The organism is Flavobacterium sp. KACC 22761, assembly GCF_034058155.1.
Lineage (GTDB): Bacteria > Bacteroidota > Bacteroidia > Flavobacteriales > Flavobacteriaceae > Flavobacterium.
The window spans coordinates 2,417,544-2,432,201 of record NZ_CP139148.1 but is presented as its reverse complement, the minus strand read 5'-3'; the positions used below and the strand labels follow the sequence as shown (position 1 = coordinate 2,432,201).

Genomic DNA, 14,658 nt, shown 5'->3' with positions numbered 1-14,658 from the left:
AAAAATCATCTCACAATATTTCTAAATTCTGTTGGGGAAATTCCGGTTTGTTTTTTGAAGAAGCGGGAGAAATAGGAATAATCTTCGTATCCGACTTTGAATGCGACTTCGTTTACAGCTAATTGTTTGTCAATCAACATTCGTTTTATTTCTAGAATTACTCTGTCTGTAATGACTTCTGTCGTTGTTTTTTGAAGGATTTCATTGCAGATTCTATTCAGATGCTTCAATGTGATATTTAGTTTTTCTGCGTAGAATGATGGCAGTTTTTGGGTTCTGAAATGTTCTTCTAAAAGAGATTCAAACTTGTTGATTTTGATATTGTATGAATGTGTTTGATGGGAATAGGTTTCTCCATATTTTCTGGCTATTTCAATGTGAAGGCAATCCAATAAATTCAGTAATTTATCTAATTGATATTTATTAGCCTGACTATTTTCCTGAATCAGCAAATCAAAATACGGAAGAATTTTGGGAATTTCCTTTTCTTCAAAAACCATTTCTGGTCGGTTTTGAATGGAATGATAAAAGTTGTAATCGTTGATCTTTTTCTGTCCAAAATACAGATTGTACAATTCCTGCGAAAAGATAATTACAAAACCTTCGATGTGTTCAGATAAATTCCAATGGTGCATTTGTCCTGGCTGTAGGACAAAAAGACTTCCTCTTTTGATTTCAAACTGGTCAAAATCCACTTCATGCAATCCAGAACCTTTGGTAAAAAAGACCATTAAATACGAATCATGACGATGCGGTTCTTCTACAAAACTGTGATTTTTTAGGTGCTCTTTAAAAGTATTCATATAAAAATCACGGTGAATGTCGTTACAGCTAAAATTCTGGACGCTATAAATGGGGTACTTTTTCATTTTGTAATTTGGTCCCGAAGCTTCGGGATATTCTTAAAATTTAAAGACAAAATGTCTTTATTGTGCTATAAAAAGCGAAGATACTAAAAAGACTTTTATAAGGCCCTGAATTACCTTTGTATAAACAAAAATTAACAATATCATGTCAAGCGCATTAACTCATATTTTAAAAAACGAATGTCCTGTTTGTCATAAAGGAAAAGTTTTTACAGACAAGAACATTTTTCTGAATTTTAGCTTTCCAAAAATGAATGAATACTGCAGTCACTGCAATTATAAATTTCAAAAAGAGCCTGGTTATTTCTTTGGCGCTATGTATGTAAACTACGGACTAACTGTTGCTCAAGGAATTACAACATATTGTATTGCACAGTTTTTCTTTGATAAAAATTTCGATTTAAGAATTTTACCAATTATTGCTGTGACTATTACTTTATTAACGCCTTTTAATCTCCGATTTTCCAGATTAGCGTGGATTTACATGTTTAAGGATTATACGAAATAAAAAAGTATTATTTTTGCCTTTCAATTGAAGCTAATTTTCAATTCCAAAAAAAAATAAAAACAAATTAGACAAATGAAAGCATACGTATTTCCAGGTCAAGGCGCGCAATTCACAGGAATGGGTAAAGACCTTTATGAAAATTCGGCTTTAGCCAAAGAATTATTCGAAAAAGCTAATGAAATTCTAGGTTTTAGAATTACAGATATTATGTTTGAAGGCACTACCGAAGAACTAAAAGAAACTAAAGTAACGCAGCCAGCTGTATTTTTACATTCAGTTATTTTAGCTAAAACTTTAGAAGATTTCAAACCGGAAATGGTTGCAGGACACTCTTTAGGAGAATTTTCCGCTTTAGTAGCAAACGGAACTTTATCTTTTGAAGATGGTTTAAAATTAGTTTCTCAACGTGCTTTAGCAATGCAAAAAGCTTGCGAAATCACTCCATCTACAATGGCTGCTGTTTTAGGTTTAGCGGATAATGTTGTGGAAGAAGTTTGTGCTTCTATCGACGGTGTTGTGGTTGCAGCTAACTACAACTGCCCAGGACAATTAGTTATTTCTGGAGAAACTACAGCAGTTGAAAAAGCTTGCGAAGCCATGAAAGCTGCAGGAGCAAAACGCGCTCTAATTTTACCTGTTGGAGGTGCTTTCCACTCTCCAATGATGGAACCTGCAAGAGAAGAATTAGCTGCTGCAATTGAAGCAACTACTTTCTCTACTCCAATTTGTCCAGTATATCAAAATGTTACTGCAAACGCGGTTTCTGATGCTAATGAAATTAAAAAGAACTTAATCATCCAATTAACCGCTCCTGTAAAATGGACTCAGTCTGTACAGCAAATGATTGCTGACGGCGCTACTTTGTTTACTGAAGTTGGTCCTGGAAAAGTTTTAACTGGTTTGATTAATAAAATTGATAAAGAAGCTGCTGTTGCTAATGCTTAATTAGCAGAGATGCACAACAGTACATCTTTCAAATCAAATATTGCATAAAAAAGGCTCTGGAAAATAGATTTTTCAGAGCCTTTTGTCATTTCGACGAAGGAGAAATCTTCGCGAGTAGCTCGACAAAGTTTGCGGACTTTCTATATAGAGTTTCTTGCGAAGATTTCTCCTTCGTCGAAATGACAAACTAAAAGGCAAACACAAAAGATAATATTTTTTAGATATTATTTATACAGCCTTCTTTTCCTTCTTCTTGTAATTCACAATAAAAACTCCAAGTATAATTAAAGCTGTTGCAATAATAAAATCAATTGTAATGACTTCATCTAAAAGCAACCAACCCAAAAAAACAGCAATTATAGTATTGATATAAGCCAAAATAGAAACTTGAACTGCCGTAACATGTTTTAAAGCATAACTATAACTAAAAAAAGCAATAACTGAACCAAAAATCGACAAATACAAAGCTGCAAAAATACTTCTGTAAGTCCACGAACTGAAATCTGGATTTGGCGAAAAAATAGAAGCCAAAACCAACTGAATGCAAGACGCAGATGTAAATTGATAAAACAAGTTAAGCACAATATTATTTAATTTATTGGCGTGTGTTTTGGTGTAAATTGTTCCTATGGCCCAAGCCAAAATTGCAAATCCCATAAACATCATTCCTATTCTGTAATCGGCATCTAAAAATGACGCTAATCCGTCTTTGAATATAAAAACGACTCCTGAAAATCCAATTAATACCCCAACAAACCCCTTCAAACTCATTTTTTGCAACCCGACTAAAATACTTCCTAGAAAAATCAATATTGGAGATAATGCACTTATTACAGAAGCTAATCCGCTTGGCAATGTTTGTTCTGCAATTGTTGTAAAACCATTGGCAATTACAATCATTAACACTGAAGGGATAAGCTGTTGCTTGAAATTTGCCCAGCCAATCCATTTTAATTCTTTTTTAAACAACAAAATAGTCATCATAATCAATCCGGCCAAACCTTGACGAATTGAAGTTACGAACCAAGGCGGAATCGTTTCGACCGCAACACGAATTCCTAAAAATGTTGTTCCCCAAACAATTCCAACTGCTGCTAGAGCAAAAATTAATTTATAATCTAAACTTTGTTTCATGATAATCAATTAGCTAAAAAAAATCCCAAACTATATTGCTATAATTTGGGATCTTAAAATTTTATAATTTTAAAGCAAAGAATTATTTACTCCTCACTTTTTGTTCCCATTTCCATGCACTTGCCATTGCTTCGTCAAGACTTAATTCAGCCTTCCATCCTAAGACATTATTTGCCTTATCTGTATTTGCATAAGCTTCAGTAATATCACCTTCACGACGAGGCATCATCTTATAAGGCAGGTTTTTACCGCTGACCTTTTCAAAACTGTGAATGACTTCTAAAACAGAACTTCCTTTTCCAGTTCCAAGATTAAAAGTTTCGACTTTCGCTAAGTTTTTCTTGTTCAATAGTCTTTGCAAAGCAATTACGTGTGCTTTTGCTAAATCAACAACATGAATATAATCGCGAACAGCTGTTCCATCCGGCGTTGGGTAATCATCTCCAAAGACTGATAATTCCTGGCGCAATCCTACTCCAGTTTGTGTAATAAACGGAACTAAATTTTGAGGAACTCCCAAAGGCAATTCACCAATTTCTACTGATTTATGCGCTCCAACTGGATTAAAATAGCGCAATAAAATAGCGCTGATATTGGTTACTTTAGCTGTATCTGTAATAATTTCTTCGCCAATTTGTTTTGTATTTCCATAAGGAGACATTGCAGCTTGAACTGGCGCATCTTCTGTAATTGGCATTTTTTCGGCTTGGCCGTAAACCGTACAAGAAGAACTGAAAATAAAACTCGCTTCAGGTTTTTGTTGTAATTCCTGCAAAAGATAAACTAAACTGCTAATGTTGTTTTCATAATACAATAAAGGCTGTTCAACACTTTCTCCCACTGCTTTAGAAGCAGCAAAATGAATCACTCCTGTAACATCATTATGTTTTTTAAAGAAATCCCGAACTGACGTTTTTTCTCTTAAATCTAATTTTTCGAATAAAGGCGTCTTACCTGTTATCGCTGTAATTCCTTTTAAAACATCTTCTGAAGAATTAGAAAGATTATCAATTATCACCACCTCGAAGCCTTCATTTTGCAATTCGACTACGGTGTGAGAACCAATAAAACCTAATCCTCCTGTTACTAATACTTTCATTGTTTGGTTGTTTTGTTGTTATTTTTTGGCTTATAATTTCTTACTTCAAAAATTCAATTACGCTATCAGTAATAAATTTAATCTGCTCGTCATCAAGTTCTGTGTGCATTGGCAAAGCAATAACTTCTTGAACCAATTGATTGGTAACTGGAAATTGCTCTTCTTTATAGCGCGGATCTAAATATGCTTTTTGAGAGTGAAGCGGAATTGGGTAGTAAATTGCACAAGGAATTCCTTTATCTAATAAATGTTGCATCAAAACATTTCGGTCTGCATCAATAATTCGTAAAACATATTGATGAAAAACGTGATCATTTTCGTTTGCATCAAAATCAGGAGTAATAATTTTTGCATTTCCAGCAAAAGCTGCATTATATTTTGTTGCCGCTAAACGACGTGCTTTATTATATTCATCCAATAAAGGCAATTTTGCATTCAAAACTCCTGCTTGAATACTGTCTAAACGAGAATTTACTCCCACAACATCGTGGTGGTAACGCTCATACATTCCATGATTTACAATGCCACGGATAATGTGCGCTAATTTATCATCATTGGTGAAAATTGCTCCTCCATCTCCATAACACCCTAAGTTTTTAGATGGAAAAAAAGAAGTTGCCGCAACATGGCCAATTGTTCCCACTTTCACCTTCGAACCTGATTTAGAGATATAATCTGCTCCAATTGCCTGCGCATTGTCTTCAATTACATATAAATTGTGTTCTGCCGCAATTTCCATAATCGCATCCATATTCGCAGCACGTCCAAATAAGTGTACCGGAACAATCGCTTTTGTTTTTGGCGTGATTGCTTTTTTAACAGCTTCGATATCGATGTTCATATTATGCAAATCCACATCAACTAAAACCGGAGTCAATTGCAACAAAGCAATAACCTCAACAGTTGCTGCAAAAGTAAAATCGGCAGTAATTACCTCATCTCCTGGCTGAAGACCAAGCCCCATCATGGCTATTTGCAAAGCATCTGTTCCATTCGCACATGGAATAACATGTTTTGCGCCTAAATAATCTTCAAGATTTTTTTGAAACTGATGAACTAAAGGTCCGTTGATATAAGTGTTTGTATCTAAAACTTCCTGAATTGAAGCATCTACAGTAGATTTTATTTTTTCGTATTGACTTTTTAAGTCAACCATTTGTATTTTTTTCATTTTGAATAACGTTTAAAATAAAGACCTGTTTTTTGACAGAATCTCTAAAAGAAGGAACAAAAATAGTTATTAATAGCTTCAAACCAATGAAAATAGTCGAAAGAAATGTAATTTAGCTGCAAAAATTATTAGATGCTTTTTTTATACAATTTCGCCATACACTTAGCAGGATTTTTCTTAAGAATCATTGCGCTATTTAGTCCGAAAATTAAGCTTTTTGTTGAAGGCCGCAAAGACGTTTTCTCTATCTTACAAGAAAAAATCAAACCTGAAGACAAAACTATTTGGTTTCATTCAGCTTCTTTAGGCGAATACGAGCAAGGACTTCCCGTAATTGAAAAAATCAAAGAAAAATACCCTACACATAAAATTATTGTAACTTTTTTTTCACCATCGGGATACGAAGTGCGTAAAAATAACACAGTTGCAGCTGTCACCGTTTATCTTCCTTTAGACACAAAAAGCAATGCAAAAAAGTTTTTAAAATTAGCTCATCCAGAAATCGCCTTTTTCATCAAATATGAATTTTGGCTCAATTATTTAAAAGAATTAGAAAAAAGCAAAACACCAACGTATTTAATTTCAGGAATTTTTAGAGACAACCAAATGTTTTTTAAATGGTATGGCGGTTTCTACCGAAAAGCATTAAAAGCGTTTACTTATTTTTTTGTGCAGAATGAAAAATCAAAAGAAAAAATCGAAGCTATCGGATTTCAAAATGCTGTTGTTTCTGGAGATACACGTTTTGACCGCGTTGCCGCAATTTTAGAAAGAGACAATAAAGTTGATTTTATTGCGGAATTCAAAAACAACCAACCCACAATTGTTGTAGGAAGTTCATGGCCAAAAGATGAGGCGTTATTAGCGGAATATATCAATCAAGCCTCAGAAAATGTAAAATTTATTATTGCGCCTCACAATATCAAAGAAGATCAAATTTCGAGTTTAAAAACGCAAATCACAAAATCGACCGTTTTGTTTTCAGAAAAAGAACAAGCTGGCGATTTATCAAAATACAATGTTTTTATAGTCGATACAATTGGTTTGTTGACCAAAATATACAGTTACGGAACAATTGCTTATGTTGGAGGTGGTTTTGGAAATCCAGGAATTCACAATGTACTGGAACCAGCCACTTTCGGAATCCCAATTTTAATCGGACCAAATTATTCGAATTTTGCCGAAGCTGTTTCATTGGTACAATTAAGAGGTTGCATTTCAATTTCCAACAATATCGAATTAAAGCAAAATTTCGACCGATTGCTTGCAAACAAAGAATATTTTGAAGAAAAAAGTCAAATATGCAAATCTTTTATTCGTGATAATAAAGGAGCCACAAATTGCATTATGGAAATAGTTTCACAAACAGTCTAAAAGACTACAAACCTGTTTAGAGGTCATTGCAATCGAAAATAGCGCTTAAACAAGCTAATTTCACACTTATCCAGCTAAAGAATATCTCACAAAAAACAAAATAAACCGCAAGCAAACGAATACGGACACGTTCTTTTTTTGCTGATTATGCAACAAAAAATAATTTCCTCGAAAAATACAATAATATAATAATTTTTTGGTATTTTGGCATGTTTTTTGATAACTAAGATAATCGTGAGCAACGAAAATATTTTAAAAAAAAAGTGAAAAAATATTTTACATATTAAAAAATTTATATCTTTGCCACGAATTAATAATTAACCTTTTATAATAAAGTAAGATGAAAAAAGTATTTTTAAGTTTAGCTGTTGTTGCTGTATTAACTGTTGTATCTTGTAAAAAAGCTGACGCTGCTGCTGAAGCTCCTGCTGTAGATTCTGCTGCTGTTGCTGTTGATTCAGCTGCTGCTGTTGTTGATTCTGCTGCTGCAACTGTTGATTCTGCTGCTGCTAAAGTTGATTCTGCTGCTGCTAAAGTAGAAGAAGTAAAAAAATAATTAGAACCTAAGTTCTAAAAATTTTAAAACCATCATAGCGATGGTTTTTTTATGCCCAAAAATTGGCAAATTCCAATAAAATAAAATTCCAAATCCCAATACAATACACAACTTGCTTTGGAATTTGGAATTTTATTTTATTGGAGTCTTACCTATTCTATTTCTTCCTCTTCAAGAGGCTCATCTTCAAAAATCGCTTCATTTGATGAGAAGTCCAAAATCTCAGCCCTCGAAGCATACAACACGATTTCTTTTATTCCCTTCTGCAAAAGCAATTCCGTGCTATATTTACGGCTTGTTGCAAAATGAACCTCACCCAGCATCAATTTAAAGAAATACTTCCCGCCAGAACCTTTAAACTTCAAAAACTTCGCAAGATCAATCGACGTTTTGAATTTCTCAATATCCTCTTCACATTCAAATCGCAACTCATAACTCAAACTCGTAAAAATCACCTTCCCTTTTCGAGAAGTAAACGTAAATTTATATTCATCATTAAATCGCCTGCTAATTACAAAAGCACCCATTTAGAAATTTTAGATTGTTGATTTTAGATTTTAAAATAAATCTACTACGTAAATTTATCAAACGCAAGTTTGCAAAACAAAAAAAGCCTCTTCAAAAGAAGAGGCTTTAGTACTCAGAGCGGGACTTGAACCCGCACGAACATTGCTGTTCACTGGATTTTAAGTCCAGCGTGTCTACCAATTTCACCATCCGAGCATTGTATGGTTTTGAGCGAAAAACGGGGCTCGAACCCGCGACCTCGACCTTGGCAAGGTCGCGCTCTACCAACTGAGCTATTTTCGCATTTCAATTCTTTATAAGAACCGCAACACTTGATTTGTTTCGTATTGCGAGTGCAAATTTAGGACATTTATTCAATTACACAAGCGTTTTTTGAAAAAAAAGTTTACTTATTTTATAACCTTCTGATAACCTAAACTTTAAAATTGAAAATTTTTGATTTTATTTTTTGACCAACATTCTTTTAATCTCATTCAGCTTCATTAGTGCTTCGACTGGCGTTATAGCATTTATGTCAAGACCCAAAATCTCTTCTTTTATCTCCTCTAACAAAGGGTCATCCAAATTAAAGAAACTCATCTGCATTTCATCATTTGCAGATTTTATTCCGTTCAAAGCATCACTTGAATGATTCTTTTCTAATTTCTTTAAAAGTTTTTGCGCTTTCGAAATAACCAATTGTGGCATTCCGGCCATTTTTGCAACATGAATTCCAAAACTATGCGCACTTCCTCCTTTTACTAATTTACGAACAAAAAGAACAGTATCTTTTAATTCCTTCACCGCCACATTGAAATTCTGAATTCTCGGAAGCGATTCTGTCATTTCATTTAACTCATGGTAATGCGTTGCAAATAATGTTTTCGCTCTTGACGGATGCTCATGCAAAAATTCAGCAATCGCCCAGGCAATCGAAATTCCGTCATACGTGCTTGTCCCCCTTCCAATTTCATCCAGCAAAACCAAACTTCTGTCTGAAATATTATTCAAAATAGAAGCCGTTTCATTCATTTCTACCATAAAAGTAGATTCTCCCATCGAAATATTATCCGAAGCTCCTACCCTTGTAAAAATCTTATCCACAATTCCCATTCTAACACTTTCAGCAGGAACAAAACTTCCCATTTGAGCCAACAACACAATCAAAGCAGTTTGCCTTAAAATTGCAGACTTACCCGACATGTTTGGCCCCGTTATCATGATAATTTGTTGGGTTTCTCTGTCTAAATAAACATCATTTGAAATGTACGGCGTTCCAACTGGCAATTGCTTTTCGATTACAGGATGCCTTCCTTCTTTGATTTCCAATTCAAATGTATCGTCAATTTCTGGGCAAACATATTTATTTTCTATAGCCAATTGTGTGAAAGAACACAAACAATCCAACTGCGCCACAAGATTAGCGTTCATTTGAACCGGCTTGATATATGTAGCAATCCAAGCTACTAATTGCTCAAAAAGATCGGCCTCAATTTTATATATTCTTTCCTCTGCTCCTAAAATTTTAGTTTCGTATTCTTTTAATTCTTCCGTAATATAACGTTCTGCATTCACCAACGTTTGTTTTCTGATCCATTCTGCAGGAACTTTGTCTTTATGCGTATTTCGAACTTCGATATAGTATCCAAAAACATTATTGAAAGATATTTTCAAAGAAGAAATTCCAGTACGCTCAGATTCTCTTCTTTCAATTCCTTCTAAATATTCTTTTCCAGAAGTTGATATCGCGCGAAGTTCGTCAAGCTCTTCATTAATACCGCTTGCAATAGCATTTCCTTTTGCAATCGCAACCGGCGCATCTTGATTTAAAGTTACCTTTATTTTTTCGCGAAGCAGATCGCAAGCATGCAAACTATCTCCAATAACTTTTACAGCTTCCTGCGGACTTTCGAGTGCCAAAGTTTTTATCGGAATAATAGCATCTAGCGACTCTTTCAGATACACAATTTCACGTGGCGAAACTTTTCCTGCAGCAATTTTAGAAATCAAACGTTCCAAATCAGAAATTTGCTTAATCTGATATTGAATATTATGCAGAATTTCAGGATTAGATTTTAAGTACGCAACAACTTCGTGTCGGCTTTTTACTTTATTGGCATCTTTTAAAGGCAAAGCCAACCAACGTTTCAACAAACGACCTCCCATTGGAGAAAGTGTTTTGTCTATAACATCTAAAAGTGTGACCGCATTGGGATTGTAGCTATGATACAATTCTAAATTTCGAATCGTAAAACGGTCCATCCAGACATAAGCATCTTCAGCAATTCGCTGAATTGCCGTAATATGTTGCACACGATTATGCTGTGTCTCTGACAAATAATACAAAATTGCTCCAGAAGCGATAATTCCTTCTTTCAATTCTTCGACACCAAATCCTTTTAAAGAATTCGTCTGAAAATGTTTTGTAAGTGTTTCTAAAGCATAATCTTCTTTATAAATCCAATCTTCGAGATAAAAACTGTGAAAATCTTCTCCAAAAGCATCTTTAAAACCTCCTTTATTTGCCTTTGGAACCAAAACTTCACTCGGATTGAAATTCTGCAACAGTTTATCAATATATTCCGCATTTCCTTGAGCCGTCAAAAATTCTCCTGTCGAAACATCCAAAAATGAAATTCCGATATTTTTATTGGCAAAATAAACAGATGCCAAGAAATTATTTGATTTAGATTGTAAAACCTCATCATTTAAAGAAACTCCCGGAGTTACTAATTCAGTTACGCCGCGTTTCACGATAGTTTTGGTCATTTTTGGATCTTCAAGCTGATCACAGATTGCTACACGAAGTCCTGCCTTGACCAATTTTGGCAAATACGTATTTATCGAATGATGTGGAAAACCAGCCAAAGCTGTTTCAGTATCAGAACCAGCACCTCTTTTGGTCAACGTAATTCCAAGAATTTTAGAAGATCTAATTGCATCTTCTCCAAAGGTTTCATAAAAATCCCCAACTCTGAAAAGCAGACATGCATCAGGATATTTTCTCTTGATTTCGTTGTACTGTTTCATTAAAGGTGTTTCCTTCACCACTTTTTCTTTAGCTGCCAAATCGATATATTTTAAATGAAAATTAAGACAGCGAATTTATAATTTTTTAGCGGCATAAAGAAGGCTTCAAAAATTAAAATATTTTAAGAGATTTTTAAGTTGACATTTAAGAATTTTACATAGATTTGTTTTATCATTTAAACAAAGACTATAAAAATGAAAAAAATAATTTTATTTGTAATGCTAGCTGTTGCTGGAGTTACAGCTTCTAACGCACAAAGCACTAAAAAAGGAGCGGCTAAAGTTGCTAAAGTTGAAGGAGCAGGAATGCTTTTTGAAACAGAAACTATTGATTACGGAACAATCGCTCACAACGCTGACGGAAAACGTGAATTTGTTTTTGTTAACAATGGAACAAAGCCACTTATCATTACAAACACGCAAGGTTCTTGCGGATGTACTGTTCCTACTACACCAAAAGAGCCAATCGCTCCAGGTGCTAAAGGAATTATTGGTGTAAAATACGCTACTGACAGAGTTGGTGCTTTTACAAAAACTGTAACTGTTACTTCAAATGCTGAAGGACAACCAACAAAAGTACTTACTATTAAAGGTACTGTTTTACCAGATCCAGTAAAAAGCTAATCTGAAAATAAAACAAAATAAAATAATTGAAAAAGCTTCCTTATCTTTGGAAGCTTTTTTTATGACCTGAATACAAAAAAAATGAGAAAACTTGAAAATAGCGAATTAGAGCGCAAATCGATTGAAGATTTTAAAAAATCAGACAAAACACCCTTAATTTTGGTTTTGGATGACATTCGCAGTTTGCACAATATTGGCTCTGTTTTCAGAACCGCCGATGCTTTTTTGATTGAAAAAATCATTTTATGCGGGATCACGGCTACTCCGCCAAATAAGGAAATTCACAAAACTGCTCTTGGCGCTACAGAAACTGTCGCTTGGGAACATCATGAAAATGTGCTTGAAGTTATTGAAAATCTTAAAAAAGAAAATGTTTTGACGCTTGCCATCGAACAAGTAGAAAGCGCTATTTTCCTTCAAGATTTCAAAGTAGAGAAAAACCAAAAATATGCGTTGGTTTTTGGAAATGAAGTTTATGGTGTAGCACAGGAAGCGGTTGCGATTTGCGATGGCTGTATCGAAATTCCGCAACTTGGAACAAAACATTCTTTGAACATCTCTGTAAGCGCCGGAATTGTGGTTTGGGATTTATTTCAGAAATTAAACTGGCCAACAAACAATTAAGAATATTTTGCTTAAAAAAATATGATTTTAAAGTTGTTTTAAGGCTTTAATTGTTAGAAATTGAAATATTTTTTTTATTATTATAAAAGTGATACTTTTATAAAATGAAAAAAAATTGTTCTCTTAATATATATATCTTATTCGCTTTACTGCTGTCCAGTTTCTTTGGATTTGCTCAAATTACCACAACTGCTCCTATCGTCAAAGCAACCGGAGATCAACTTTATTGCCCACAAAGCACAATAAATATTGTAACCGATTTTACCATTGAACATGATCTAGCAGAAACTGGAACTAAGGGTGTTTATATTCAAATTTCATCTGGTTATTCAAGTGGTTTTGATCAGCTTGCATTAGCAAATCCAGCTTCACATCCTAACGTAACAACAATCTGGGACTCAACAGCAGGAAAATTAAGCATAACAAGCCCATCTGGAACTGATGTTCTATATTCTGATTTAATTGCTGCTGTAAAAGATGTAGTTTTCACAAATTCATCAGCAACTGCATCTGGAACCAGAACTTTTTCAATAACAATTGGAAATGCCAATTATTTACCCTCAACACAACATTTTTATTTATATGTTCCAAGCATTGGCATTACTTGGACTTCAGCAAGAGATGCCGCTGCCGCAAGTACTTATTATGGACTTAAAGGATATTTAGCTACAATTTTATCTGCAGATGAAGCCAAGCTAATTGGTGAGCAAGCATCAGGAACGGGATGGATTGGAGGAAGCGATGCAGAAACTGAAGGTGTTTGGAAATGGGTGACCGGCCCTGAAGCTGGAACTGTTTTTTGGAACGGAACCGCAAATGGATCAACACCGAATTTTGCTTTTTGGAACACAGGCGAACCCAACCAACAAGGAGATGAAGATTACGCACATATTACACAACCTGGAGTAGGAATACGCGGTTCATGGAACGATTTATCAAACACAGGATCACTAACACCTGGCGACAACTATCAACCAAAAGGTTATGTAGTTGAATATGGCGGATCTGCTGGAGAATCTCCTTTACAAATTGCCGCAAGTACAAAAATCACAATTCCAGAGGCAACTGTTTTGACACCAAATGCAATTTGCGATTCAGGAAGTTTTACTATAAACGCAACCGCTACTGCAGGAGCAACAATCAGTTGGTACACTCAAGCAAATGGAGGTACTGCAATTGCTTCAGGAAATTCATTTACAACTCCAATATTAAATACAACAACAACTTATTATGTTGATGCTGGCTGTGAAAGCAACAGAAAATCAGTTACTGCAGTTGTTAACAAAACTCCTGCCACACCAACTGTAGCAGAATCAAATGTGTCACGATGCGGACCAGGAAATGTAACATTGCAGGCCTCTACTGATGTAGGACTAATCAGCTGGTACACAACCTCATCGGGAGGGACAAGCGTTTGGACAGGAAACATTTTTACTGCACCGAACATTACTTCATCAGCTGTTTATTACGCTGAAGCTTCAAACAATGGCTGTTTGAATCCAATCCGAACTCCTGTAAACATTACGGTTTATACACCACCTGTAGTTGCAGACGAAACTGTGGTTTTATGTCAATTTAAAACAAAAACGCTAGATGCAGGAATATCTGGAATGACTTATTTGTGGTCAACTGGAGCTTCAACACAAACCATCGTGGTAAGTACTCCAGGAACTTACACTGTCGAAGTAACAAGTCCCGCACCGCAAAGTTGCTCAAGTACAAAAACCATTATTGTAGAAGAACATGAAATTCCGCAAATCGATCGTATTGATGTCGAAGGAACGCGAGCCATAATTTATCTTAAAAAAGAACAATCCTACTTTGAGTATTCAGTTGATGGTGTTTATTTTCAAGATTCAAATATTTTTTATGATGTTCCTGGCGGACTGCAAACTGCTTATGTAAAAGAAAAAGATGGTTGTGGCGGTACAACAAAAAACTTTGTTGTTTTAGTTTTTCCAGCTTTCTTTACTCCAAACAACGACAGTTATAATGATGTTTGGGAAGTAACAGGTATGGAGAATTATCCACAGGCGCGGGTTACAATTTTCGATCGATACGGAAAATTATTGGCGCAATTATCTGCTTCAAGAATGAGCTGGGATGGAAATTTCAATCATGTTCCTCTTCCTGCCTCAGATTATTGGTACGCGCTGAAAATTGATGACAACCATCCTATTTTAAGAGGACATTTTACATTAAAAAGATAAAACTCATTTT

At 34.8% G+C, this 14,658-nt stretch carries 13 protein-coding genes and 2 tRNA genes; 7 read left to right on the top strand and 8 right to left on the bottom strand.

The window, feature by feature from the left end; all coding sequences use genetic code 11:
- Positions 1-5: 5 nt before the first annotated feature.
- Entirely contained in the window at positions 6-869 is an 864-nt protein-coding gene (locus SCB73_RS10570; protein WP_320569983.1) for a helix-turn-helix domain-containing protein, read from the bottom strand.
- 142 nt (positions 870-1,011) lie between these two features.
- On the opposite strand from SCB73_RS10570, the gene SCB73_RS10565 reads away from it, so the two are divergent.
- On the top strand, positions 1,012-1,374 hold the full coding sequence (locus SCB73_RS10565; RefSeq protein ID WP_320569982.1) for a DUF983 domain-containing protein: 363 nt from the start codon (positions 1,012-1,014) through the stop codon (positions 1,372-1,374).
- Positions 1,375-1,446: 72 nt separating this feature from the next.
- Entirely contained in the window at positions 1,447-2,319 is an 873-nt protein-coding gene (fabD, locus tag SCB73_RS10560) for an ACP S-malonyltransferase (protein WP_320569981.1), read from the top strand.
- 228 nt (positions 2,320-2,547) lie between these two features.
- Here the strand turns inward: fabD and SCB73_RS10555 are convergent, their stop codons facing one another.
- The 3 genes from SCB73_RS10555 to SCB73_RS10545 all read right to left on the bottom strand — a co-directional run bounded on the left by SCB73_RS10555 (position 2,548) and on the right by SCB73_RS10545 (position 5,723).
- Positions 2,548-3,453: a DMT family transporter gene (locus SCB73_RS10555; protein WP_320569980.1), complete on the bottom strand. Its 906-nt coding sequence runs from the start codon at positions 3,451-3,453 to the stop codon at positions 2,548-2,550.
- A gap of 82 nt (positions 3,454-3,535) precedes the next feature.
- Positions 3,536-4,552, bottom strand: a complete 1,017-nt coding sequence (galE, locus tag SCB73_RS10550) for a UDP-glucose 4-epimerase GalE (protein WP_320569979.1) — start codon at positions 4,550-4,552, stop codon at positions 3,536-3,538.
- 40 nt (positions 4,553-4,592) lie between these two features.
- On the bottom strand, positions 4,593-5,723 hold the full coding sequence (locus SCB73_RS10545; protein WP_320569978.1) for a DegT/DnrJ/EryC1/StrS family aminotransferase: 1,131 nt from the start codon (positions 5,721-5,723) through the stop codon (positions 4,593-4,595).
- 132 nt (positions 5,724-5,855) lie between these two features.
- Here SCB73_RS10545 and SCB73_RS10540 point away from each other — a divergent pair, with 132 nt between their 5' ends.
- Together SCB73_RS10540 and SCB73_RS10535 are read left to right on the top strand one after the other, a co-directional pair.
- The gene (locus SCB73_RS10540) at positions 5,856-7,097 is read left to right on the top strand and encodes a 3-deoxy-D-manno-octulosonic acid transferase (RefSeq protein ID WP_320569977.1); all 1,242 of its coding nucleotides are present in this window, start codon (positions 5,856-5,858) and stop codon (positions 7,095-7,097) included.
- 340 nt (positions 7,098-7,437) lie between these two features.
- On the top strand, positions 7,438-7,653 hold the full coding sequence (locus tag SCB73_RS10535; protein ID WP_109191883.1) for a PG1828 family lipoprotein: 216 nt from the start codon (positions 7,438-7,440) through the stop codon (positions 7,651-7,653).
- Positions 7,654-7,805: 152 nt separating this feature from the next.
- Here the strand turns inward: SCB73_RS10535 and SCB73_RS10530 are convergent, their stop codons facing one another.
- The 4 genes from SCB73_RS10530 to mutS all read right to left on the bottom strand — a co-directional run bounded on the left by SCB73_RS10530 (position 7,806) and on the right by mutS (position 11,229).
- A complete protein-coding gene (locus tag SCB73_RS10530; RefSeq protein ID WP_320569976.1) occupies positions 7,806-8,180 on the bottom strand; it encodes a DUF1508 domain-containing protein in 375 nt (124 codons plus the stop codon).
- Between the two features lie 110 nt (positions 8,181-8,290).
- Positions 8,291-8,376, bottom strand: a tRNA-Leu gene (locus SCB73_RS10525).
- A gap of 14 nt (positions 8,377-8,390) precedes the next feature.
- A tRNA-Gly gene (locus tag SCB73_RS10520) sits at positions 8,391-8,463 on the bottom strand.
- A 159-nt stretch (positions 8,464-8,622) separates the two neighbouring features.
- On the bottom strand, positions 8,623-11,229 hold the full coding sequence (gene mutS, locus SCB73_RS10515; protein ID WP_320569975.1) for a DNA mismatch repair protein MutS: 2,607 nt from the start codon (positions 11,227-11,229) through the stop codon (positions 8,623-8,625).
- 156 nt (positions 11,230-11,385) lie between these two features.
- On the opposite strand from mutS, the gene SCB73_RS10510 reads away from it, so the two are divergent.
- From SCB73_RS10510 to SCB73_RS10500, 3 genes are all read left to right on the top strand, one after another.
- Positions 11,386-11,814 carry a DUF1573 domain-containing protein gene (locus tag SCB73_RS10510; RefSeq protein WP_132989343.1) on the top strand — a complete coding sequence of 143 codons (429 nt, stop codon included), beginning with the start codon at positions 11,386-11,388 and terminating at the stop codon, positions 11,812-11,814.
- 81 nt (positions 11,815-11,895) lie between these two features.
- Positions 11,896-12,438 carry an RNA methyltransferase gene (locus SCB73_RS10505; protein WP_320569974.1) on the top strand — a complete coding sequence of 181 codons (543 nt, stop codon included), beginning with the start codon at positions 11,896-11,898 and terminating at the stop codon, positions 12,436-12,438.
- 104 nt (positions 12,439-12,542) lie between these two features.
- Positions 12,543-14,648 (top strand): Ig-like domain-containing protein, encoded by a 2,106-nt coding sequence (locus SCB73_RS10500; RefSeq protein ID WP_320569973.1) that lies wholly within the window; start codon positions 12,543-12,545, stop codon positions 14,646-14,648.
- Positions 14,649-14,658: the final 10 nt, after the last annotated feature.

Bases quoted from the DNA above. Each gene is read 5' to 3' on its own strand.
- SCB73_RS10570 (WP_320569983.1), bottom strand. From the start codon at position 869: ATGAAAAAGTACCCCATTTATAGCGTCCAGAATTTTAGCTGTAACGAC.
- SCB73_RS10565 (WP_320569982.1), top strand. From the start codon at position 1,012: ATGTCAAGCGCATTAACTCATATTTTAAAAAACGAATGTCCTGTTTGT.
- fabD (WP_320569981.1), top strand. From the start codon at position 1,447: ATGAAAGCATACGTATTTCCAGGTCAAGGCGCGCAATTCACAGGAATG.
- SCB73_RS10555 (WP_320569980.1), bottom strand. From the start codon at position 3,453: ATGAAACAAAGTTTAGATTATAAATTAATTTTTGCTCTAGCAGCAGTT.
- galE (WP_320569979.1), bottom strand. From the start codon at position 4,552: ATGAAAGTATTAGTAACAGGAGGATTAGGTTTTATTGGTTCTCACACC.
- SCB73_RS10545 (WP_320569978.1), bottom strand. From the start codon at position 5,723: ATGAAAAAAATACAAATGGTTGACTTAAAAAGTCAATACGAAAAAATA.
- SCB73_RS10540 (WP_320569977.1), top strand. From the start codon at position 5,856: ATGCTTTTTTTATACAATTTCGCCATACACTTAGCAGGATTTTTCTTA.
- SCB73_RS10535 (WP_109191883.1), top strand. From the start codon at position 7,438: ATGAAAAAAGTATTTTTAAGTTTAGCTGTTGTTGCTGTATTAACTGTT.
- SCB73_RS10530 (WP_320569976.1), bottom strand. From the start codon at position 8,180: ATGGGTGCTTTTGTAATTAGCAGGCGATTTAATGATGAATATAAATTT.
- SCB73_RS10510 (WP_132989343.1), top strand. From the start codon at position 11,386: ATGAAAAAAATAATTTTATTTGTAATGCTAGCTGTTGCTGGAGTTACA.
- SCB73_RS10505 (WP_320569974.1), top strand. From the start codon at position 11,896: ATGAGAAAACTTGAAAATAGCGAATTAGAGCGCAAATCGATTGAAGAT.
- SCB73_RS10500 (WP_320569973.1), top strand. From the start codon at position 12,543: ATGAAAAAAAATTGTTCTCTTAATATATATATCTTATTCGCTTTACTG.